The 20,318-nt window shown below is 71.7% G+C and carries 18 protein-coding genes and 1 tRNA gene; 8 read left to right on the forward strand and 11 right to left on the reverse strand.

All coding sequences use genetic code 11. The features are described 5' to 3' along the window. Positions 1–11: 11 nt before the first annotated feature. The gene (locus tag IH80_RS0117215; RefSeq protein ID WP_030961420.1) at positions 12–569 is read right to left on the reverse strand and encodes a TetR family transcriptional regulator; all 558 of its coding nucleotides are present in this window, start codon (positions 567–569) and stop codon (positions 12–14) included. Positions 570–688: 119 nt separating this feature from the next. On the opposite strand from IH80_RS0117215, the gene IH80_RS0117220 reads away from it, so the two are divergent. Then, complete coding sequence (locus tag IH80_RS0117220; protein WP_030961422.1) at positions 689–1,843, forward strand: FAD-dependent oxidoreductase; 1,155 nt, start codon at positions 689–691, stop codon at positions 1,841–1,843. 3 nt (positions 1,844–1,846) lie between these two features. Here the strand turns inward: IH80_RS0117220 and IH80_RS0117225 are convergent, their stop codons facing one another. Then, positions 1,847–2,689, reverse strand: a complete 843-nt coding sequence (locus tag IH80_RS0117225; RefSeq protein WP_030961423.1) for a MurR/RpiR family transcriptional regulator — start codon at positions 2,687–2,689, stop codon at positions 1,847–1,849. Positions 2,690–2,831: 142 nt separating this feature from the next. Between IH80_RS0117225 and IH80_RS0117230 the strand changes: the two genes are divergently transcribed. Next, positions 2,832–3,209, forward strand: coding sequence for a hypothetical protein (locus IH80_RS0117230; RefSeq protein WP_030961424.1), 378 nt, complete (start codon positions 2,832–2,834; stop codon positions 3,207–3,209). A gap of 519 nt (positions 3,210–3,728) precedes the next feature. On the opposite strand, the gene IH80_RS0117235 is transcribed toward IH80_RS0117230, so the two are convergent. Continuing rightward, a complete protein-coding gene (locus tag IH80_RS0117235) occupies positions 3,729–5,114 on the reverse strand; it encodes a cystathionine beta-synthase (protein WP_030961425.1) in 1,386 nt (461 codons plus the stop codon). Between the two features lie 128 nt (positions 5,115–5,242). Here IH80_RS0117235 and IH80_RS0117240 point away from each other — a divergent pair, with 128 nt between their 5' ends. The 3 genes from IH80_RS0117240 to IH80_RS0117250 all read left to right on the forward strand — a co-directional run bounded on the left by IH80_RS0117240 (position 5,243) and on the right by IH80_RS0117250 (position 9,098). Further along, positions 5,243–6,259: an SGNH/GDSL hydrolase family protein gene (locus IH80_RS0117240; RefSeq protein ID WP_030961427.1), complete on the forward strand. Its 1,017-nt coding sequence runs from the start codon at positions 5,243–5,245 to the stop codon at positions 6,257–6,259. Between the two features lie 170 nt (positions 6,260–6,429). Continuing rightward, positions 6,430–7,650 (forward strand): acetyl-CoA C-acetyltransferase, encoded by a 1,221-nt coding sequence (locus IH80_RS0117245; protein WP_030961428.1) that lies wholly within the window; start codon positions 6,430–6,432, stop codon positions 7,648–7,650. A 632-nt stretch (positions 7,651–8,282) separates the two neighbouring features. Beyond that, positions 8,283–9,098 (forward strand): hypothetical protein, encoded by an 816-nt coding sequence (locus tag IH80_RS0117250; RefSeq protein WP_030961430.1) that lies wholly within the window; start codon positions 8,283–8,285, stop codon positions 9,096–9,098. Here IH80_RS0117250 and IH80_RS0117255 read toward each other — a convergent pair. Then, positions 9,082–9,426 carry a hypothetical protein gene (locus IH80_RS0117255; RefSeq protein WP_051809441.1) on the reverse strand — a complete coding sequence of 115 codons (345 nt, stop codon included), beginning with the start codon at positions 9,424–9,426 and terminating at the stop codon, positions 9,082–9,084. The genes IH80_RS0117250 and IH80_RS0117255 overlap by 17 nt on opposite strands. A gap of 101 nt (positions 9,427–9,527) precedes the next feature. On the opposite strand from IH80_RS0117255, the gene IH80_RS0117260 reads away from it, so the two are divergent. Next, positions 9,528–9,758 (forward strand): DUF4287 domain-containing protein, encoded by a 231-nt coding sequence (locus IH80_RS0117260; protein ID WP_030716449.1) that lies wholly within the window; start codon positions 9,528–9,530, stop codon positions 9,756–9,758. A gap of 116 nt (positions 9,759–9,874) precedes the next feature. Here the strand turns inward: IH80_RS0117260 and IH80_RS0117265 are convergent, their stop codons facing one another. After that, on the reverse strand, positions 9,875–10,723 hold the full coding sequence (locus tag IH80_RS0117265; protein ID WP_030961432.1) for a Bax inhibitor-1/YccA family membrane protein: 849 nt from the start codon (positions 10,721–10,723) through the stop codon (positions 9,875–9,877). A 147-nt stretch (positions 10,724–10,870) separates the two neighbouring features. Then, positions 10,871–10,952 (reverse strand) — tRNA-Leu (locus IH80_RS0117270). A gap of 401 nt (positions 10,953–11,353) precedes the next feature. Between IH80_RS0117270 and IH80_RS0117275 the strand changes: the two genes are divergently transcribed. Continuing rightward, positions 11,354–12,127: an ABC transporter ATP-binding protein gene (locus IH80_RS0117275; protein WP_030961434.1), complete on the forward strand. Its 774-nt coding sequence runs from the start codon at positions 11,354–11,356 to the stop codon at positions 12,125–12,127. A gap of 61 nt (positions 12,128–12,188) precedes the next feature. Beyond that, complete coding sequence (locus tag IH80_RS0117280) at positions 12,189–14,741, forward strand: ABC transporter permease (RefSeq protein WP_030961438.1); 2,553 nt, start codon at positions 12,189–12,191, stop codon at positions 14,739–14,741. A gap of 104 nt (positions 14,742–14,845) precedes the next feature. On the opposite strand, the gene IH80_RS0117285 is transcribed toward IH80_RS0117280, so the two are convergent. The 5 genes from IH80_RS0117285 to IH80_RS0117305 all read right to left on the reverse strand — a co-directional run bounded on the left by IH80_RS0117285 (position 14,846) and on the right by IH80_RS0117305 (position 20,297). Then, entirely contained in the window at positions 14,846–16,234 is a 1,389-nt protein-coding gene (locus IH80_RS0117285; protein WP_030961439.1) for an SAM-dependent methyltransferase, read from the reverse strand. Between the two features lie 146 nt (positions 16,235–16,380). After that, complete coding sequence (locus IH80_RS0117290) at positions 16,381–17,766, reverse strand: NAD(P)/FAD-dependent oxidoreductase (protein WP_037880256.1); 1,386 nt, start codon at positions 17,764–17,766, stop codon at positions 16,381–16,383. Positions 17,767–18,271: 505 nt separating this feature from the next. Further along, positions 18,272–19,225, reverse strand: a complete 954-nt coding sequence (locus IH80_RS0117295) for a Ppx/GppA phosphatase family protein (protein ID WP_030961442.1) — start codon at positions 19,223–19,225, stop codon at positions 18,272–18,274. Then, entirely contained in the window at positions 19,222–19,764 is a 543-nt protein-coding gene (locus IH80_RS0117300; protein WP_030961443.1) for a DUF501 domain-containing protein, read from the reverse strand. The genes IH80_RS0117295 and IH80_RS0117300 overlap by 4 nt, the downstream gene beginning before the upstream one ends. Positions 19,765–19,808: 44 nt before the next feature. Continuing rightward, positions 19,809–20,297, reverse strand: a complete 489-nt coding sequence (locus IH80_RS0117305) for an FtsB family cell division protein (RefSeq protein WP_030961444.1) — start codon at positions 20,295–20,297, stop codon at positions 19,809–19,811. Positions 20,298–20,318: the final 21 nt, after the last annotated feature.

Genomic DNA, 20,318 nt, shown 5'->3' on the forward strand with positions numbered 1-20,318 from the left:
CGTGCCCGCGTTCAGTCGGCCAGGGTGGCCGCCAGCGCCGGGGCCAGGCCCGCGACCAGGTCCTCCGGAGTCAGCGCGGTGACCGCGGGCAGGCGCAACAGGTAGCGGGTCAGGGCCAGGCCCAGCAGCTGGGTGGAGACCAGGCCGGCCGTGCGGGCCGCCCGCTCCGGGCCGAGGGCCGCCGCCAGCGCGGGGGCGACCTGCGACGCGAACACCTCCCGCATCCGGCCCGCGGCCCGCTCGTTGGTGACCGCCGAGCGCAGCAGCACGAGCAGGGCGTCGTCGGCCGGGTCGCCCTCCCACCGCTCCACGAAATGGGCTACGAGGGCGGCGGGAAGCTCCCCGGCCGGCACCGCGCCGAGGTCCGGCAGGCGCAGGTCCACCTCCAGTGCGGCGTCGAAGAGCTGCTCCTTGCTGCCGAAGTACCGCATGACCATCGACGGGTCGATCTCCGCGTCCGCCGCGACGGACCGGATGGTCGTGCGCTCGTACCCGTGGGCGGCGAACCGCTCGCGTGCGGCACGCAGGATCACGGCCCGGGTGTGGTCGGAGGAGCGTCGCTCAGTCATGCCAACAAGCGTAGGCCAACACGTGTATGCCAACAAGTGTTGACAGGGCGGCCGAACGGGCGCACCCTGTTGTCAACAGCCGTTGGCCAACAAGCGTTGGCAATCAGGAGGAGGCCGTCATGACCAGCGCCGCCGCTCTCCCGCTCCCCGCCCGCACCGAGGTCGCCGTGGTCGGCGCCGGCCCCACCGGCCTCGCCCTCGCCGTGACCCTGGCGGAGGCCGGCATCGACTTCGTGCTGCTCGACCGGCAGGCCGAGGGCGCCAACACCTCCCGCGCCGCCGTCGTGCACGCCCGCACCCTGGAGGTCCTCGACGAGCTCGACCCGAGCGGCGCGCTGAGCGCCGACCTCGTCGGCCGCGGCGTCCCCGTCTCCCGGTTCGCCCTCCGCGACGGCGCCCGGCTGCTCGCGGCCGTCGACTTCGACGGCTTGCCCACGGCCCACCCGTACGCGCTGATGGTCCCCCAGTACGAGACCGAGGCCGTCCTCCTGCGCCGCCTGCGGGCGCTCGGCGGTGACGTCCACCGCCCGTACGAGGTGACCGCCGTCGCCCAGGACGCGGAAGGAGCCACCCTCACCACCTCCACCGGCGAGACCCTGCGCGCCGCACACGTCGTGGGCGCCGACGGAATGCACAGCGCGGTCCGCGCGGCCGCCGGCATCGCCTTCGAGGGCGGCTCCTACGGGGAGTCCTTCGTCCTCGCCGACGTGGATCTGGACTGGGCCCCGGGCCCGCGCGAGGTGTCGCTCGCCTTCGGCGCCGCCGGGCTCACCGTGATCGCCCCGCTGCCCGGAGGGCACTACCGGATCGTCGCCACCGTCGCCGAGGCCCCCGCCCAGCCGGACCTCGCCTTCGTCCGCGGCCTGCTCGACGAACGCGTCCCCGGCCAGGCGGCCGTCCGCGAACTCGTCTGGTCCTCCCGGTTCCGGATCCACCACCGCGTCGCCGACCGCTACCGCGCCGGCCGGCTGCTGCTCGCCGGGGACGCCGCCCACGTGCACAGCCCGGCCGGCGGGCAGGGCATGAACACCGGCATCCAGGACGGCTACGCCCTCGGCCGCGCCCTGGCCGTCGGCGACCTCGACGGTTACGAGGCCGCCCGCCGCCCCGTCGCCCTGCGCGTGGTGGCCCTGACCCACCGGATGACCCGGGTCGCGACCACCCGGAACCGGATCCTGCGCGCCGTGCGCAACACCCTGCTGCCCGTTCTCGCGCGCGTCCCGGCACTGCGCGTCCGTCTCGCCACCGAGCTGGCGGAGCTCAATTACCGCTGAGGCTCACTCCACGAACAGGCCGCGGGCCGCCGCGCGGGCGTCGAAGGCCTCCAGGCGGGCCTGGGCGTCCGGCAGGGCGTCCGCCATCGCCTCCAGCAGGACCCGGCCCAGCAGCATGGGCGCGCACGCCGTGTCGAAGGCCAGGCCGGTACCGACCGGGGCGGGGATCAGGAGGTCCGAGTGGCGGGCCACCGGGGCGAAGGCCGAGTCCGCGACCGTCACCACGGTCAGGCCTGCCGTGCGCGCGCGTTCCAGGGTGTCCACGACCTCGCGGGGGTACCGCGGCAGGGCGAAGCACAGCAGGGCCGTGGCGCCCTCGTAGAGGGCCGCGTCGATGCGGTCCTCCATCATCGAGCCGCCCTCGTCCAGGAGCCGGACGTCCGGGTGCACCTTGGCGGCGAAGTACGCGAAGCCGCGCGCCTGCGAGGACGCCGCCCGCAGCCCGAGCACCGGCAGCGGGGCCGAGGCGGCGAGCAGCCGCCCCGCCTCCTCGACCGGCGCGGGGTCGGCCAGCATCTCGGCGAGCTGTCGCAGGTTCTCGATCTCGCCCAGGACGGCCTGCTGGTACTCGTTGTACGAGTCCTCCTGGACGGCGGCGGCCCGCTCGGCCGGAGCCACCTCGCGCAGGTGCTTGCGCAGCGCGGGATAGCCGTCGAAACCGAGCGCCACGGCGAACCGGGTCACCGACGGCTGGCTCACCCCGGCCAGCTCGGCGAGCTCGACGCTCGACAGGAAGGGCACCTCCGCCGCCCCGCGCACCATGCAGTGCGCGATCCGCCGCTGGGTCGGTGTCAGCCGGTGCCCCTCGAACAGTGCCTGGAGCCGCGCCGCCGGGCTGTCGTTCATGCCGTCCCCCTCGGTCCCGGTGAGTTATTCAGTCACGGAGCACTCTGCATGCGGTTATGCAGCGGGGCAAGCCGGTGCCCGCGATGCGGATACGGGGGCTAGCCCCAGTGCCGGGGCCTGCGGCGCTTCCTACCGTGGGGGCATGGACGCCCACGCCCAAGAGCTGAAGAAGGAATTCGACGCGACGCTGAAGGCCCGGCGGGAGCTGGGCCCGGAGTACGAGGCCGCGTTGGTGGAATCGTTCGTCGAGAAGGTCGACACCCAGGTCCGGCGCCGGCTCGCCGAGGAACGCCTGGCCGCGGCCCGCGGCGAGGGCCCGTGCGCCGGCCCGGCGGACGGGAACTTCGGCGAACGCTTCGGCTTCGCCATCATCACGCTGGTCCTGGCGGTCCCGCTGTCGGCCATCGCCGCCGCGCAGGCCGGCTTCAAGGGGCTGGTGGTGGCCTGGGCCGGGATCGTGGGAGTGAACTTCATCCACGCGGCTCGCCTGCGGCGCGCTCGGCCGGACGACGTGGGCTGAGCCCCTGTCCCGGCGGTGCGGCACCGCCCCCGGCCCCGCCCGGCGAGTGAGCCGAAGGGGCGCGCCGGGGAGTGAGGGCGAACGCGCGGAGGAAACCGCGAGGCACGAGCGGTTTTCGAGCACGTACGCCGTCACGAGCCGGCACCAGGCGCCCCGGAGGCGGACCGAGCCCTGAAAAGGGGCGGGGGTTGTGCGTGGGGACCGCCGCACCCTCGACAGGCGAGGGGCGGGACGACGGCGGTCCCCACGCGGGACACGGCCGGGTCAGGGCCGTCCGCGTCCGTGGTGTCCGCTGGTCCGGGAGCCGCTCCGGAGGTGCGCGAACACCGTCGGTGGTGTCGGCCGGGTCCGGTTCCCCGGGCTCCCTGCCGACAACCACCACTGTGCCGGGGCCGTGTTAAGGCCGTGCTGCTGTCACGTGTCCGGCCCGTACCGTTTGCGCGACGGCTGGAAAACGCGGGTGCCCGGGGCGGGCGGCGGGGCGTGGACCCGCGCGCCGCGCCCCGGGCGGGCCGTGGGCTACTTCGCGGTCTTCGCCAGGAAGGCGAGGAGGTCCTGGCGGCTCACCACACCGGTGGGCTTGCCCTCGACCAGCACGATCGCCGCGTCGGCCTCGCCGAGCACCGACATCAGCTCGGACACCGGTTCGCCCGAGCCGACCTGCGGCAGCGGCGAGCTCATGTGCTTCTCCAGCGGGTCGGAGAGCGAGGCGCGCTGCGCGAACAGTGCCGCGAGCAGCTCCTTCTCGACGACGGAGCCGATGACCTCGGCGGCCATGACGTCGGGGTGGCCGGCGCCCGGCTTGACGATCGGCATCTGGGAGACGCCGTACTCGCGCAGGACCTCGATGGCCTCGCCGACGGTCTCCTCGGGGTGCATGTGGACGAGGGAGGGGATGCCGCCCTCCTTGTCGTCCAGCACGTCACCGATGCGGGCGGACGGTCCGGCCTCCTCCAGGAAGCCGTGTCCCGCCATCCACTCGTCGCTGAAGATCTTGCTCATGTAGCCGCGGCCGCTGTCCGGCAGCAGGACGACGACCACGTCGTCGGGGCCGAGGCCCTCGGCGGCCTTGAGCGCGGCCACGACGGCCATGCCGCAGGAACCGCCGACGAGGAGGCCCTCCTCCTTCGCCAGCCGGCGCGTCATCTGGAAGGAGTCCTTGTCGGACACCGCGATGATCTCGTCGGTGACGTTCGGGTCGTAGGCGGTCGGCCAGAAGTCCTCGCCGACACCCTCGACGAGGTAGGGGCGGCCGGAGCCGCCGGAGTAGACCGAGCCCTCGGGGTCGGCGCCGATGACCTTGACCTTCCCGCCGCTGACCTCCTTCAGGTAGTTGCCGGTACCGGAGATCGTGCCGCCCGTGCCGACGCCCGCGACGAAGTGGGTGATCTTCCCGTCCGTCTGCTCCCACAGCTCCGGACCGGTGGTCTCGTAGTGCGAACGGGGGTTGTTCGGGTTGCTGTACTGGTCGGGCTTCCAGGCACCCGGGGTCTCGCGCACGAGGCGGTCGGACACGTTGTAGTACGAGTCCGGGTGCTCGGGGTCGACGGCGGTCGGGCAGACGACCACGTCGGCGCCGTACGCGCGCAGCACGTTGATCTTGTCCATGGACACCTTGTCAGGGCAGACGAAGATGCACTTGTAGCCCTTCTGCTGGGCCACGATGGCGAGTCCTACACCCGTGTTGCCGCTGGTCGGCTCCACGATGGTGCCACCGGGCTTGAGGGCTCCGCTCTGCTCGGCGGCCTCGATCATCCGTACGGCGATCCGGTCCTTCACGGATCCACCGGGATTGAAGTACTCGACCTTCGCAAGGACGGTGGCCTGCAGGCCTTCGGTCACACGGTTGAGCTTCACCAGCGGGGTGTTGCCGACGAGGCTGATCATCGAGTCGTGGAATTGCACCATGTTCTCCAAGGAGGGGACTCCACGGGTTCTCCGGGAGGTCCGGCCAGGGTATGCGGAAAGGGATTGACCGACCGCTCGTACGGGGCAGGTAGGGGTCAATGAGACGCGAGGAGGTGGCCTGAAGGATGTCCAGGGCGAGAACAGCCCGCCGGATCGCGGCGGGGGCGGCGTACGGCGGAGGCGGCCTCGGACTCGTCGGGGCCGCCGCGGTCGGGCTGGTACTGGCGGAGGTGCAGTTCGCCAAGCGCACGGTGGGCACCGGGCTGGGCGAGCCGCCGCGCGCGGACGGGCTGTACGGGAGCGAGTTCGGCGGCCCCGGGCAGAGCCCGGGCCCGCTGCGGCTGGGCATGCTGGGCGACTCGACGGCCGCCGGGCTCGGTGTGCGACGGGCCCGGCAGACCCCGGCCGCGCTGCTGGCCTCGGGGCTCGCGGCGGTCGCGGAGCGGCCGGTCGAGCTGCGCAACGTGGCCCTGTCGGGTGCCATGTCGGACGATCTGGACCGGCAGGTCGGGCTGCTGCTGGACCGGGACGCGCCCCCGCCCGACGTGTGCGTGATCATGATCGGCGCGAACGACGTGACGCGCCGGATGCCCCCGACCCAGTCGGTGCGGCTGCTGACCTCGGCGGTACGCCGGCTGCGCCTGGCGGGCTCCGAGGTGGTGGTGGGCACCTGTCCGGACCTGGGCACGATCGAGCCGGTGTACCAGCCGCTGCGCTGGCTCGCCCGCCGGGTGTCGCGGCAGCTGGCCGCCGCGCAGACCATAGGGGTGGTCGCCCTGGGGGCCCGTACGGTCTCGATGGGGGACCTGCTGGGCCCCGAGTTCGCCGCGAACCCGCGCGAGATGTTCGGCCCGGACTCCTACCACCCGTCGGCGGAGGGGTACGCGACGGCCGCCATGGCCATGCTGCCGACGCTGTGCGCGGCGCTCGGGCTGTGGCCCGAGTCGGACCGGCTGGACGTGTCGCGGGACGAGGACATGCTGCCGGTGGCGAAGGCCGCGTCGGCCGCCGCGGGCGAGGCGGGTACGGAGGTCACGGCGGGCCGCGGCCCCTGGGTCCTGCTCAAGCACCGCCGGCGGCGGCGGGTGGCGGGCGAGGACCCGGCTCCCGCGGCCCCGGACGCGGCGGAGCTCACCCCATAGGAGCCTTCCTTCGCGGCCCGCGGCCGGGGAGGCGCACCCTGGGGGGTGCGGCCCCGGCCGGCCGGGCCGGTGGGAGCGACCGGCATCACACCCTCAGGCCGGTGACCTCGACCGTACGGGGCGGTAACTTCGCATCCGGTCCCGCAACGACGCACCCCCTTGGAGTCCCGATGCCCGAAGCAGTCATCGTTTCCACCGCCCGCTCTCCCATCGGGCGCGCCTTCAAGGGATCCCTCAAGGACGTCCGCCCGGACGACCTGACCGCGACGATCATCCAGACCGCCCTGGCCAAGATCCCCGAGCTGGACCCGCGCGAGATCGACGACCTGATGCTGGGCTGCGGTCTGCCGGGCGGTGAGCAGGGCAACAACCTGGCGCGCATCGTGGCCGTGCAGATGGGCATGGACTTCCTGCCGGGCACGACGATCACCCGCTACTGTTCCTCCTCGCTGCAGACGTCCCGGATGGCCCTGCACGCCATCAAGGCGGGCGAGGGCGACGTGTTCATCTCCGCGGGCGTGGAGACGGTGTCGCGGTTCGCGAAGGGCAACTCGGACTCCTGGCCCGACACCCACAACCCGCTCTTCGGGGAGGCGGAGGCCCGTACGGCGGCCGTCGCCGAGAGCGAGGGTTCGACCTGGCACGACCCGCGCGAGGACGGCCTCGTCCCCGACGCGTACATCTCGATGGGGCAGACCGCCGAGAACCTGGCCCGTCTGAAGGGCGTGACCCGCCAGGACATGGACGAGTTCGGCGTCCGCTCCCAGAACCTGGCCGAGGAAGCCATCAAGAACGGCTTCTGGGCCCGCGAGATCACCCCGATCACCACCCCGGACGGCACGGTCGTCTCCACCGACGACGGCCCGCGCGCCGGCGTGACCCTGGAGGGCGTGCAGGGCCTGAAGCCCGTTTTCCGTCCCGACGGCCTGGTGACGGCCGGCAACTGCTGCCCGCTGAACGACGGAGCCGCCGCGCTGGTCATCATGAGCGACACGAAGGCCCGTGAGCTGGGCCTGACCCCGCTGGCCCGGATCGTGTCCACCGGTGTCACCGGCCTCTCCCCCGAGATCATGGGCCTGGGCCCGGTCGAGGCGTCGAAGCAGGCCCTGAAGCGGGCCGGTCTGACGGTCGGCGACATCGACCTGTTCGAGATCAATGAGGCCTTCGCGGCCCAGGTCATCCCGTCGTACCGGGACCTGGAGATCCCCCTCGACAAGCTGAACGTCAACGGCGGGGCCATCGCCGTGGGTCACCCCTTCGGGATGACCGGCGCCCGCCTGACCGGCACGCTGATCAACAGCCTGCAGTTCCACGACAAGCAGTTCGGCCTGGAGACGATGTGCGTGGGCGGCGGCCAGGGCATGGCGATGGTGATCGAGCGGCTGAGCTGAGCCGTAGCGGAGGGTAGGGGCCGGCCGAGGAACGAGCGCCGGCACCTGCCCGCAGCGGTGGCGAAGCTCAGCGCGACCGAGGAACAGAGCGGCTGAGCTGAGCCGTAGCGGAGGGTAGGGGCCGGCCGAGGGACGAGCGCCGGCACCTGCCCGCAGCGGTGGCGAAGCTCAGCGCGACCGAGGGACAGAGCGGCTGAGCTGAGCCGTAGCGAGGGTAGGGGCCGGCCGAGGGACGAGCGCCGGCACCTGCCCGCAGCGGTGGCGAAGCTCAGCGCGACCGAGGAACAGAGCGGCTGAGCCGAGTCGCCCGAGGCCCCGGTCGTTCGTAGCCGAAAGTAGGGTTGCGGCTACTGGATCAAGGGCCGGGCCAGGCGCCCCTTGGTGGCACGGGCCGTACTGACGCCGGTTCTAATCCCGTCGCGGCCTACCTGTGACCGAATCTCCCCCAGGATGTGACCTATGTCCTGGGGGATCGGTGTTTATGCAGGTCAGCACTGACACAGGGGTGCAGGGTGTGACGAAAGCCCTGTCCATTTCGTGACGTAATGCACTGCACGCCATTCCCAGGCCGGGACACTCTGATGTAGGAAGTCGGGGGATCGAATCACCTCAGGAGTTAGTCAGTGAGCGCCATGTCTCTTGCCCTGCTGCTGACCACGGCCGCTGCCACGGCCGTGGGCGCTGCTGCTCTGCACGCCGTCCACGGTCTGCGCAAGCAGGTCACCGCCCTGCGCAGCGAGCTGGCGGTGCCGGTCCACGCCCGCGCCGCGACCGTCCCGCACGCCCGCAACGCCGCCGAGTCCCCCGCCGCGGAGATACGAGCCGCCGTGGCCGAGGCCCTGGCCGAGGAGCGCGAGCGGGAGCTGGCCGAGGCGCGCGCCTTCTGGGCCGCGCAGGAGGCCCGCGACGCCGCCGACGCCCCTTCGCTGCTGGGCGGCCTGCCCGGGCTCGGCGAGGACAGCCCGGTCTTCCTGCCCCGGCAGGCCGACCTGGTGGGCCTGGAGCCGGTCCTGGGCGAGGAGGCGCTCGACGAGCTCCCCGGGTACCCGGAGGACTCGGCCGAGCTGGCTGCGGCCCGCCGGCGCCACCCCTCGCACCCCGACTTCGTTCCGGTCCAGGCCGCGCACCCCGGCGCCGACCACGAGCGCACCGTGAACCGCCTCGAGGAGCTCGCGGAGGCCCGTACGGCCCTCGCGGACGTCCGTCCCGGCCCGCTGGGCACGCTGGACGTGTACGTCTTCACCGACGGCACCACGCTGTGCATGACCCCGGGGCACCGGGAGACCGCGGAGCGGCTCGCCGAGGCGCTGCGCTCGGGCACCGCTCCGGTCCTGCTGGGCGGCTCGGGGATCTCCGGCGCCTACGCGCTGACCTTCTCCTGCGGGGACTCCGAAGACCCCGACAGCAACGTCTACATCCTCGCGGACCGCGTCATCGCGTCGCTCTGATCTCCGCCTGCTCCACCAGTCGAACGGCCTCGTCCAGCACCTCGGACGGGGCCTTCGCCGTGTCCGGGGCGCCCGCGGCGCCGCGCAGGGCCTCGACGAGGTCCAGCCCGGCCACGGCCACCTGGTCCCCGACGGCGAAGATCCCGGCGTCCGGCATCTCCCGGGGCGCCCGCCCGGGCTCCTCCAGCTCCTGCGCCCGTACGGAGAGCTCGCGGGCCAGCTCCAGCGCCACGGCGGCCGTCCCCTGCTGGAGGCGGCTCTGCGGTGCGGCCCGCAGCCGGTCGGCGAAACGGTCCACGGCGGCGCTCAGGGGCGAGGTATCAAGCACCCGGCCGACCTTACGCGGCGCCCGGGCACCATTGCCAACGGGCGAACTCTCCGGCACGGTGGCGTGAAGAGAACAGCACGGCAAAACCTCCGGAGGCGCCCATGTCCGTAGAGTTCTCCGAGCAGACCCACCGCAACATGATCGACAGAATCCCCCAGACCACCGGTCGTGAGGTTTCCGACTGGCTCCGCACCGTCGACGAAGGCCCCTCCCTCGTCCGGTTCGAGGAGAAGGTCAGCTGGCTGCGCGGCGCGCACGAGCTGTCGTACGGCCAGGCCAAGGCGATCATCCACGAGTACGACCTGCGCCGGGCCGCACGCCGGTTCGGCTGACCCCTCTCCCCCGACCCCGTAGTCCCTGCACAGGGGAAGGCCCCGCGAGCATTCGCTCGCGGGGCCTTCCCGTGTCGTGTGCCGGACCGGGCGGGCCTGACGGCCCGCCGGTCCTGCTAGTCGTCGCCCGAGAGGATCTGGAAGATGCGGAGCATCTCGATGTAGATCCACACCAGGGTCATGGTGAGGCCGAAGGCCGCCAGCCAGGCCTCCTCGCGCGGGGCGCCGTACGTCACGCCGTCCTCGACCTGCTTGAAGTCGAGGGCGAGGAAGCAGGCGCCGAGGATGACGCCGATGGCGCCGAACAGCAGGCCGAGGCCGCCGCTGCGGAAGCCGAGGCCGTCACCGCCGCCGAAGACCGCGAACAGGGTGTTCGCGAGCATGAGCATCATGAAGCCCAGGGCCGCGGCCATCACGAAGCCGAAGAAGCGGCGGTTGACGCGGATCCAGCCCATCTTGTAGGCGAGGAGCACGGCGGCGAAGACGCACATCGTGCCCAGCACGGCCTGGATGACCACGCCGGCGCCGAAGTAGGTGCTGGTGGCCGCGCTGATCACGCCGAGGAACACGCCCTCGAAGGCCGCGTAGGCCAGGATCAGGCCCGGGGCGGCCTTCTGCTTGAACGACTGGATCATCGCGAAGACGAAGGCCACCAGGGCGGCGCCGATGCCGATCGCGTACGACTTGGTGAGGTTGGCCGGGTCGACGGGCAGCAGCACCCAGGAAAGGGTCGCCGTCACGATGAGCGTGCCGAGCGTCATGGCCGTACGGCTCACGACGTCGTCCATGGTCATCGCGTTGGTGCGCGCCGGCGCCTGCGGCATACCCGTGGTCGGGTCCATCGCGTAAGGGTTCGTCGCGTACGGGTTGGTCCCGGCCTGCTGGTGCTGCGCGTCAAAGCCCGCGTAGCCACCGTTGTCGCGGCTGAACCCCCGTCGCGAGAAGACCGGGTTACTGCTCCTCATCTCACTCCTCCGTGGCCACCGAGCGCGGCCTTGCAACAAGAGTAATGCGCTCGCAAAGAAAGCACCCTACTGCTGGAGGAGGATCTTAGAAGAAGGCATGGCGGAGCGCAGGGGATAAACGAGGGGAGCCTCGCCAGAGCTGCGGAGTGCCCGGAGCCGGACTTGAACCGGCACGGCCCGAAGGCCAGCGAGGTTTAAGCTCGCCGTGTCTGCATTCCACCATCCGGGCAGGGCGTGGCGGCCCCCGTGGAAAAAGCCTTGAACGCTGTGCCGAGCCTATCCGGAAGACACTCGCCGCCGACCGGCCGTCTATCCGATGTTGTCTGATTTTATTGGCGCTTGAGGGTCCGTCAGGCCCCAGAATGCGCGGTCGGCCCGTTCTGGACGTCGATCACCACCTGTACGGGAATGACGGGATTTCGATGGCCCGCGCCACCCCCCGCGCCACCCTCCGCGCCACCCCGGGCCACCGCCCGCCGGCCGGGCCTCCTGTCATACCAGAGGAGGAGGCGCACCCGCCCGCCGTCAGTCTCGAGTGGGCCCGGGAACAGGCACGGCGGCTGATCCGCGGCGTGTAAGGGCCGGGTGAGGATGGAGGAGTCCCCGCACAACACACCGAGGAGCCGTCCTGTGACCACCATGAACCACGCCCCGCGCACCGCCCAGGCCGTGGCCGCCCGCGCCACCGGCCTCTCCAAGGTGTACGGCCAGGGCGAGACCCAGGTGGTCGCCCTGGACAACGTCTCCGTGGACTTCGGCCAGGGACAGTTCACCGCGATCATGGGCCCCTCGGGCTCCGGCAAGTCCACCCTGATGCACTGCGTCGCCGGCCTGGACACCTTCTCCGCCGGCTCGGTCCGCATCGGCGAGACCGAACTGGGCTCCCTCAAGGACAAGCAGCTCACGCAGCTGCGCCGGGACAAGATCGGCTTCATCTTCCAGGCGTTCAACCTGCTGCCGACCCTGACGGCCCTGGAGAACATCACGCTCCCCATGGACATCGCCGGCCGCAAGCCCGACAAGCAGTGGCTGGACACCGTCGTGAACATGGTCGGCCTCTCCGGCCGCCTGGGCCACCGGCCCACCCAGCTCTCCGGCGGCCAGCAGCAGCGCGTGGCCGTCGCCCGCGCCCTGGCCTCCCGCCCCGAGATCATCTTCGGTGACGAGCCGACCGGAAACCTGGACTCCCGCTCCGGCGCCGAGGTCCTCGGCTTCCTGCGCAACTCCGTCCGCGAGCTCGGCCAGACCGTCGTGATGGTCACCCACGACCCCGTCGCCGCCTCCTACGCGGACCGCGTCATCTTCCTCGCCGACGGCCGGATCGTCGACGAGATGCTCAGCCCCACCGCCGACGGCGTGCTGGACCGCATGAAGGCCTTCGACGCCAAGGGCCGCACCAGCTGATCCCCGGTCCCGCCCCAGGCCGCCCTCTCCACGACTTCCAGCCCCAGGACTGAGATCTCCCATGTTCCGTACCGCCCTGCGCAACGTCCTCGCGCACAAGGCCCGGCTGTTGATGACGGTGCTCGCCGTCACCCTCGGCGTCGCCTTCGTATCCGGCACCCTCGTCTTCACCGACACCCTCAAGAAGTCCCTCTCCGGCCAGTCCGCCAAGAGCTACGAGGGCGTCGCCGTCTCGGTCACCTCGTACGGCCAGGGCCGCAACGAGCAGGGCCAGAAGGAGGGCGACCCCGGCCTCGGCCAGCAGACCCTCGACAGGATCAAGGCGCTCCCGGGCGTCGACACCGTCTCCGGCAGCGTCTCGGGCTTCGCCGGAGTCGGCGACGAGAACGGCAAGCTGATCGGCTCCGGCTGGTCCAACAAGGGCGGCAACTACACCCCCGTCAAGGACGGCAAGGACCCGCGCTACGCCTTCACCCAGGGCGCCGGCCCGGCCAGGGCCGACGAGGTCGCCCTCGACAAGGCCACCGCCGACACGGGCAAGTACAAGGTCGGCGACAAGGTCCGCGTCGCCACCAACGGCCCGGTCAAGGAGTACACCCTCGTCGGCGTCTTCACGACCGAGGACGGCGCCGTCCAGGCGGGCGGCAGCCTGGTCCTCTTCGAGACCAAGGTCGCCCAGGAGCTCTACCTCAAGCCCGGCTACTTCCAGGAGCTGTCGGTCGCCGCGAAGAACGGCACCTCCTCCGACAAGCTGCTCGCCGACATCAAGCCGCTCCTCGACAGCAGGACGACCAAGGCGCAGACCGGCACGGCGCTCGCCGCGGAGCAGGCCAAGCAGATCGAGAAGGGCCTCAGCAACCTCAGCACGATGCTGCTCGTCTTCGCCGGGATCTCGCTCTTCGTCGGCATCTTCCTGATCTACAACACCTTCACCATGCTGGTCACCCAGCGCACCAAGGAGCTGGCCCTGCTGCGCGCCGTCGGCGCCAACCGCGGCCAGGTCATGCGCTCGGTGCTCACCGAGGCCCTCGTCGTCGGCTTCCTCTCGGCCGCCGTCGGCCTGCTCAGCGGCGTCGGCCTGGCCATCGGGATCCGCTCCGTGATCGGCTCCCTCGGTGCCAAGCTGCCGGGCGGCGCCCTCGTGATCGCCCCGGGCACCGTCGTCGCCGCCCTCGTCATCGGCGTCTTCGTCACCACCGTCGCCGCCCTGCTGCCGGCCTGGCGCACCGGCCGGATCGCACCCGTGGCCGCCATGGGCAGCGCCCACCTGCCGGCCTCCTCGAAGTCCCTGCTCCTGCGCAACATCCTCGGCTCGGTCATCAGCCTCGGCGGCATCGGCCTGGTCTTCCTGGGCGTGTCCAAGGGCGGCGACGCCGGCCGCATGATCATGGGCGGCGGCGCCTTCTTCATGCTGATCGGCATGATCGTGCTGCTGCCGCTGCTCTCCAAGCCGGTCATCGGCGCGGTCCGCCCCCTGCTGCAGAAGGTGTTCGGCGTACCCGGCAAGCTCGCCGCCCAGAACGCCGTCCGCAACCCGCGCCGCACCGCCGTCACGGCCGCCTCCCTCGCGATCGGCCTGACCCTCGTCACCACGCTGTCCGTGCTCGGCATCACCGTCGGCAAGGTCGTCGACCGCATGAGCACCGAGAAGCTCAAGGCCGACTACCGGGTCTCCATGTCCTCCGACGCCGGCAGCCTCGACAAGTCCGTGGCGGAGACCCTGTCCAAGGCCCCCGGCATCAAGGCGGTCTCCCCGCAGTCGGCCGGCTACTTCCTGGTCGACGGCGACTTCCGGGCCGCCTCCGGCGTCAACCCGGCCACCATCGGCCAGCTCCTCAACGTCGAGGTCCTCAGCGGCTCGCTCGACGCCCTCGGCAAGGGCGACGTCGCGGTCGCCGAGAAGACCGCCACGAAGCAGAAGTTCACCGTCGGCACCACGATCAAGCTGACGTACGACGACGGCCGGGAAGCGTCGGTGAAGGTCGGCGCGATCTTCAAGGACATGGAGGGCCTGCTCTCCCCCTACGTCATCGACAACAAGATCCTCAGCGAGCACAGCGAGGACATGTACATCCCCGAGGTGTACGTCAACGTCGACGGCGGGGCCTCCAAGGCCGCCCAGCAGAAGGTCGTCGACGCCCTCGGCAAGAACCCGGCCATCAACGTCGCCACCCAGCAGGACATGCGCAACGAGATGGGCGGCATGATCAACACGATGCTGAACATCATGTACGGCCTGCTCGGCATGGCGCTGGTCATCTCGGTGCTCGGCGTGGTCAACACCCTGGCCATGTCCGTCTTCGAGCGGACCCAGGAGATCGGCATGCTGCGCGCCATCGGCCTCGACCGCAGCAGGGTCAAGAACATGATCCGCCTCGAAGCCGTGGTGATCTCCCTCTTCGGTGCCGCCCTCGGCGTCGCCATCGGCATCTTCCTCGCCTGGGCCGTCGGCTCCACGCTGGCGAAGTCCATGCCCAGCTACGAGCTGATCCTCCCGTGGGACCGGATCGGGATCTTCCTCCTGCTGGCCGCCGTGGTCGGCGTCCTGGCCGCCATGTGGCCGGCCCGCAGCGCCGCCCGCCTGAACATGCTGACCGCCATCAAGACCGAGTAGCGGACGGCGTCACGCGGAAGGCGGAACGGGACACGGGAGGGCCCCGGGGCGACACGCCCCGGGGCCCTTCCCGTCGTCCGCGCACCGGCGTCCGCGAGGAACGGTCACGCGGGCTGCGCGCCCCAGGTCCGCAGCCGTAGCGGCAGCCCGGAGTCCCCGCGCGCCGCGGACCGCACCGCGAGCACCTGGTTGACCCCGAGGCGGCCCCGCTCGAAGCCGAGCGCGGAGGCTGCCATGTAGAGCTGCCAGACCCGGGCCCGGCCCGCCGAGGTGAGGGCCACGGCCTCGTCCCAGTGCTCCTCCAGCCGGGCCACCCAGGCCCGCAGGGTCAGGGCGTAGTGCTCGCGCAGCGCCTCCACGTCGCGGACCTCGAAGCCGGCCCGTTCCAGTTCGCCGACCGTGGTGCCGACCGGGGAGAGCTCTCCGTCGGGGAAGACGTACGCGTCGATGAACTCGTCCACCCGGTAGGCCGATTCGTCGGCCTCGGGCGGTCGGGCGATCTGGTGGTTGAGCAGCAGGCCGCCGGGGCGCAGCAGGGCGTGCAGGGTGCGGGCGTAGTCGCGGTACCGGTCGGCTCCGACGTGTTCGGCCATCCCGATGGAGGAAATGGCGTCGTAGGGGCCGTCCTTGACGTCCCGGTAGTCCTGGATCCGGATCTCGACCAGATCGGCCAGGCCCTCGTCCGCGACCTTCTTGCGGGCGTACGCGGCCTGTTCGCGCGAGAGGGTGACACCGGTGACGCGGGCGCCGTACTCACGGGCCGCGTGCAGGGCCATGGAGCCCCAGCCGCAGCCGACGTCGAGGAGCCGGCCCCCGGGATGCAGGGCGAGTTTGCGGCAGACCAGGTCGAGTTTGTCGTGCTGGGCCCGCTCCAGGGTCGAGCCGGGGGTCCAGTAGGCACAGGAGTACACCATGGAGGGGCCGAGGACCCGCTCGTAGAAGTCGTTGCCGACGTCGTAGTGGTGGCTGATGGCCTGCCGGTCGCGGCCCCTGGTGTGCCGGGGGCCGCCGCGCCGGGCCGCCTCCTCGTCGGGCGGCGCGGGCGCCGGCCACGGCCTGGCCAGGGCGACGAGGTCCCGTACGGCGCCCCGCGCGTCCGCGTCGCGCAGCAGCTCGGCGGTGGCAGCGGCGCTGGTCGCTGCGGCCGAGAGCGACCGGGGCAGGCGCGGGCGCAGCGCGCCGAGGCGGGACGTGGGCGGGGCGGGCGGGGGCACCGCCTTCCGGTCCCGGCCCCAGAGCAGGCCCGAGACCCGGTCCAGCAGCTCGTACAGGTCGCCCTCGACGGTCAGGTCACCGGCCACCCAGGCCCGGGCCAGGCCCAGCTCTCCGGGCTTCCACAGCATCCGACGCAGGGCACGGCGGCCCCGGACGACGAGTACGGGGCCGTCGGGCGGCCCGGCCTCGGTCCCGTCCCACGCGCGGATGCGCACGGGCAGGGGGCCGCCCAGCAGGGTTTCGGCAAGAGCGGCCAGCCGCGGAGCGGCGTCGGTCATGGCGCACCTCCACAAAGTTCCGACCCATCCGTCTACCCATCCGCGGCGCCGGGTACGCCGAAGGGGCCGCCCGCACCACGGATGGCGGGCGGCCCCTTCGGGGACGTACCTTCGGCCGGCTCAGCGGCCGTTCTCCCGACGCAGGGTCAGGAGGCCTTGGCCTTCTCGGCCGGGGCAGCGGCGGCGGCCGGGGCCGGCGCCGGCTTGGCGGCCTCGTAGAACTCCTCGCGCGGCGTCTCCAGCGCGCCGAGGGAGACGACCTCGCGCTTGAGGAACATGCCGAGGGTCCAGTCGGCGAAGACGCGGATCTTGCGGTTCCAGGTCGGCATGGCCATGCCGTGGTAGCCACGGTGCATGTACCAGGCGAGCCGGCCCTTGAGCTTGATCTTCATCTTGCCCATGACGATCATCGCGACGCCCTTGTGGACACCGAGACCCGCCACGGCACCCTTGTTGGAGTGCGAGTACTCGGTCTGCGGGAAGCCCCGCATGCCCGAGATGACGTTGTCACCGAGGACCTTGGCCTGGCGCAGCGCGTGCTGGGCGTTCGGCGGGCACCAGGCGTTCTCGACGCCGGCCCGGCGGGCGGCCATGTCCGGAACCTGGGCGTTGTCGCCGGCGGTCCAGATGTAGTCGGTGCCCTTGACCTGGAGGGTCGGCTCGGCGTCGACGTGGCCGCGCGGGCCCAGCGGGAGGCCGAAGCGGGCCAGGGCCGGGTTCGGCTTGACGCCGGCGGTCCAGACGATGGTGTTGGAGTCGACCTCGAGGCCGTTCTTCAGCACCACGTGGCCGTCCACGCAGGAGTCCATGGAGGTGTTGAGGTAGATCTCGATGCCGCGGGACTCGAGGTGCTCCTTGCCCCAGGTGCCGAGCTTGGGCCCGACCTCGGGGAGGATCTTGTCGGCCGCGTCGACCAGGATGAAGCGCATGTCCTCGCGCTTGATCGTGGAGTAGTACTTCGCGGCGTCGCGGGCCATGTCCTCGACCTCGCCGATCGTCTCGGCGCCGGCGAAGCCGCCGCCGACGAAGACGAAGGTGAGCGCCTTGCGGCGGACGTTCTCGTCCGTCGTGGACTCGGCCTTGTCGAGCTGCTCGAGTACGTGGTTGCGCAGGCCGATGCCCTCTTCGACGCCCTTCATGCCGATGCCCTGCTCAGCGAGACCGGGGATCGGGAAGGTGCGGGAGACGGCGCCGAGGGCGATCACCAGGTAGTCGAAGGGCAGCTCGTACGCCTCGCCGACCAGCGGCGTGACGACGGCGACCTTGCGGTCCTGGTCGATGGTCGTGACCCGGCCGGTGAGAACCTCAGCCTTGGGCAGCACGCGTCGCAGCGGGACGACGACGTGCCGCGGCGAGATGCTGCCTGCGGCCACTTCGGGGAGGAAGGGCTGGTAGGTCATGTACGAGCGCGGGTCGACGACCGTGACGGTCGCCTCGCCGTAGCGCATCTTCTTCATGATGCGCTTGGCTGCGTACAGGCCTACGTACCCACCTCCTACAACGAGGATCCTGGGACGCTCCGTGGTGCTCATGAGAACGAGTATCCAGCACCCAATGGGGTGTTGCTCGTGAGCCCCTTCACAAGGAGACGGAGGGCCTCTGCTACACTCCGCCGCCCACGTGACGGACGTCATGACACGCGACGGGAACCAAGAGGTAGGGGGAGTCGTTGTTCACCCGTCCTGAACTGGCCTCCAGGGCGTGAACCGGAGTAGACCACCGGGTTTCGTCCTTACCTCTGACACGGAACCCGTCGCCTCCGCGGATCGCACGAACGCGCGACAAAAGGGGCCCCGGGCCCTCCGCAAGGCCCCGTAGGACCCTTCCCGTGCCCCAACAGGCACCTTTTCCTTGTGAAGAACTTCACGAACTTTTTCTGGATCATGCCCCCGTGGAGCCCCCACACCCTGGTTCGAAGGTCGTTCGGCCGATGGACCAGGTGATTGCACCGGTCATTGCGGGCATGACCCAGAACGACGACGGGGGTTCCGCGGCCGGGCAGCCGCGGAACCCCCGTCGTCCCGACGGACCGGCGGGTCACACGGTGGCGCCCGCCACGCTCCAGGCGATGCCGTCGAGGATGTCGTGCTCGGAGACCACGACCTCCGCGGCGCCGGTGCGCTCCATGACGGCCAGCAGGACCAGCGCACCCGCGCCGATCACGTCGACCCGGCCCGGGTGCATCACGGGGATCGCCGCGCGCTCGTCGTGCGTGGCCGTCAGCATCCGCTCGGTGATCGCGCGGACCTGCTCGTAGGAGATCCGGGAGTGGTGGATCTCCGACGACCGGTACTCGGGCAGCCCCAGGGCGATCCCGGCGATCGTGGTCACCGAACCGGCCAGACCGACCAGGGTGCGCGCCTCGGTCAGCGGAACGGTCCCGGACGCCAGGTCCAGCGCGGCCTCGATGTCGGCCCGGACGGCCGCGATCTGCTCCTCGGTCGGCGGGTCGGTGACCACGCCGTCCACCACCAGGTGGCGCTCGGTCATCCGGACGCAGCCCACGTCCACGGAGCGGGCGGCCCGGACGTGGTCGTCGCCGACCACGAACTCGGTCGAGCCGCCGCCGATGTCGACCACCAGGAACGGCCGCTCCAGGTGTTCGTGCGCGGTCAGTTCCTTGGTGGCGCCGGTGAAGGAGAACTCCGCCTCCTGGTCGCCGGAGATCACCTCGGGCTCGACGCCCAGGATCTCCACGACACCGCGGACGAAGTCGTCCCGGTTCTCGGCGTCACGGGAGGCCGAGGTCGCCACGAAGCGCACCCGCTCCGCGCCGAGCTCCTTGATGACCGCCGCGTACTCGCGGCAGGCGGCGAAGGTGCGCTCCAGTGCCTCCGGGGCCAGCCGCCCGGTCCGGTCCACGCCCTGGCCGAGCCGGACGATGGTCATCCGCCGGTCGAGCTCGACCAGCTCGCCCGTGGCGGGGTCGCAGTCCGCCACGAGCAGCCTGATGGAGTTCGTGCCGCAGTCGATGCCCGCGACCCGGGTCACCGGGACTCCTCGTCCTTCTTCTCGCCGGACGGCGTGACGCAGGCGCCCTTGGCCCACCACTCGGGCAGCATCGCGAGGGCCTCGTCGCCGAACGGGTTCACGCCGGGGCCGGCCGCCAGCGAGTGGCCGACGAGCACGTGCAGGCACTTGACCCGGTCCGGCATGCCGCCGGCGCTCGGGAAGCCCTGGAGCACCTCGATGGCGTCGCGGCGCCGGATGTAGTCCTCGTGCGCGGCCTGGTAGGCGGCGGCGAGTTCCGGGTCCTCGGCGAGCCGGGCCTGCATCTCCTTCATCACGCCGTTGGCCTCCAGCGTGCCGATGGCGGAGGCCGCGCGCGGGCACGTCAGGTAGTACAGCGTCGGGAAGGGGGTGCCGTCGGGGAGCCGCGGCGCGGTCTCCACCACGTCGGGCTGCCCACAGGGGCAGCGGTGCGCGATGGCGCGCAGCCCGCGCGGCGGGCGGCCGAGCTGCTGCTCGAACGCCTCGATGTCCGCGTCGGTCGGCTCGGTCCGGTCGGTCTGGGGCGGGGGCGTCTGCATGCCTGGAGGAAGTCTCTTCGTTCTCGTGGATGGGTGCTGCGGTACTAGTCGTTCGGGCGGTCGGCCTTGTCGACGCCGTCCCAGACGTTCGAGTACCAGGGGCGGTCGGAGCCGGCCTGGCCGGTCCGGTGCGGCTCCGGCGGCCGGGCCCCGGGGTCGCTCATGATGTAGCCGACCTCCCCCGGGCGCAGGAAGTGCAGGTGCTTGCGCGCCTGCTGCTCCGCGTACGCGTCGTCCTGCCAGCGGGCCTTCTCGTCGCGGAGCCGCTCCAGGCGGTCCCGCGCCGCCGCGGCGGCCCGCTGCTGCTCCGCGATCTCCGAGCGCTGGGAGACGTACTGGCGCATCGGATACGCGAGGGCGACGACCAGCGTACAGAGCACGAGCACCAGGAGCGCGGCCCTGCCGGTGAGGCGGCTGCGGCGCACCTGACGGCGCGTCTGCGAGCGGTAGACGTGGGCGGCGGTCCGCTCACCGAGCTGCTTGAGCCGCGTCGCGGTGGAGAAGGTGGAGAACCGATCCCGGTTCCCGGCCATTGGTCCGCCTCCCCTTTGTAC

The organism is Streptomyces sp. NRRL S-378 (genome assembly GCF_000720645.1).
Taxonomy (GTDB): domain Bacteria; phylum Actinomycetota; class Actinomycetes; order Streptomycetales; family Streptomycetaceae; genus Streptomyces.

What these genes read in the sequence shown, in the direction of transcription:
- IH80_RS0117215 (WP_030961420.1), bottom strand. Translation starts at nt 569, where the DNA reads ATGACTGAGCGACGCTCCTCCGACCACACCCGGGCCGTGATCCTGCGT.
- IH80_RS0117220 (WP_030961422.1), top strand. Translation starts at nt 689, where the DNA reads ATGACCAGCGCCGCCGCTCTCCCGCTCCCCGCCCGCACCGAGGTCGCC.
- IH80_RS0117225 (WP_030961423.1), bottom strand. Translation starts at nt 2,689, where the DNA reads ATGAACGACAGCCCGGCGGCGCGGCTCCAGGCACTGTTCGAGGGGCAC.
- IH80_RS0117230 (WP_030961424.1), top strand. Translation starts at nt 2,832, where the DNA reads ATGGACGCCCACGCCCAAGAGCTGAAGAAGGAATTCGACGCGACGCTG.
- IH80_RS0117240 (WP_030961427.1), top strand. Translation starts at nt 5,243, where the DNA reads ATGTCCAGGGCGAGAACAGCCCGCCGGATCGCGGCGGGGGCGGCGTAC.
- IH80_RS0117245 (WP_030961428.1), top strand. Translation starts at nt 6,430, where the DNA reads ATGCCCGAAGCAGTCATCGTTTCCACCGCCCGCTCTCCCATCGGGCGC.
- IH80_RS0117250 (WP_030961430.1), top strand. Translation starts at nt 8,283, where the DNA reads ATGTCTCTTGCCCTGCTGCTGACCACGGCCGCTGCCACGGCCGTGGGC.
- IH80_RS0117260 (WP_030716449.1), top strand. Translation starts at nt 9,528, where the DNA reads ATGTCCGTAGAGTTCTCCGAGCAGACCCACCGCAACATGATCGACAGA.
- IH80_RS0117265 (WP_030961432.1), bottom strand. Translation starts at nt 10,723, where the DNA reads ATGAGGAGCAGTAACCCGGTCTTCTCGCGACGGGGGTTCAGCCGCGAC.
- IH80_RS0117280 (WP_030961438.1), top strand. Translation starts at nt 12,189, where the DNA reads ATGTTCCGTACCGCCCTGCGCAACGTCCTCGCGCACAAGGCCCGGCTG.
- IH80_RS0117285 (WP_030961439.1), bottom strand. Translation starts at nt 16,234, where the DNA reads ATGACCGACGCCGCTCCGCGGCTGGCCGCTCTTGCCGAAACCCTGCTG.
- IH80_RS0117290 (WP_037880256.1), bottom strand. Translation starts at nt 17,766, where the DNA reads ATGAGCACCACGGAGCGTCCCAGGATCCTCGTTGTAGGAGGTGGGTAC.
- IH80_RS0117300 (WP_030961443.1), bottom strand. Translation starts at nt 19,764, where the DNA reads ATGCAGACGCCCCCGCCCCAGACCGACCGGACCGAGCCGACCGACGCG.
- IH80_RS0117305 (WP_030961444.1), bottom strand. Translation starts at nt 20,297, where the DNA reads ATGGCCGGGAACCGGGATCGGTTCTCCACCTTCTCCACCGCGACGCGG.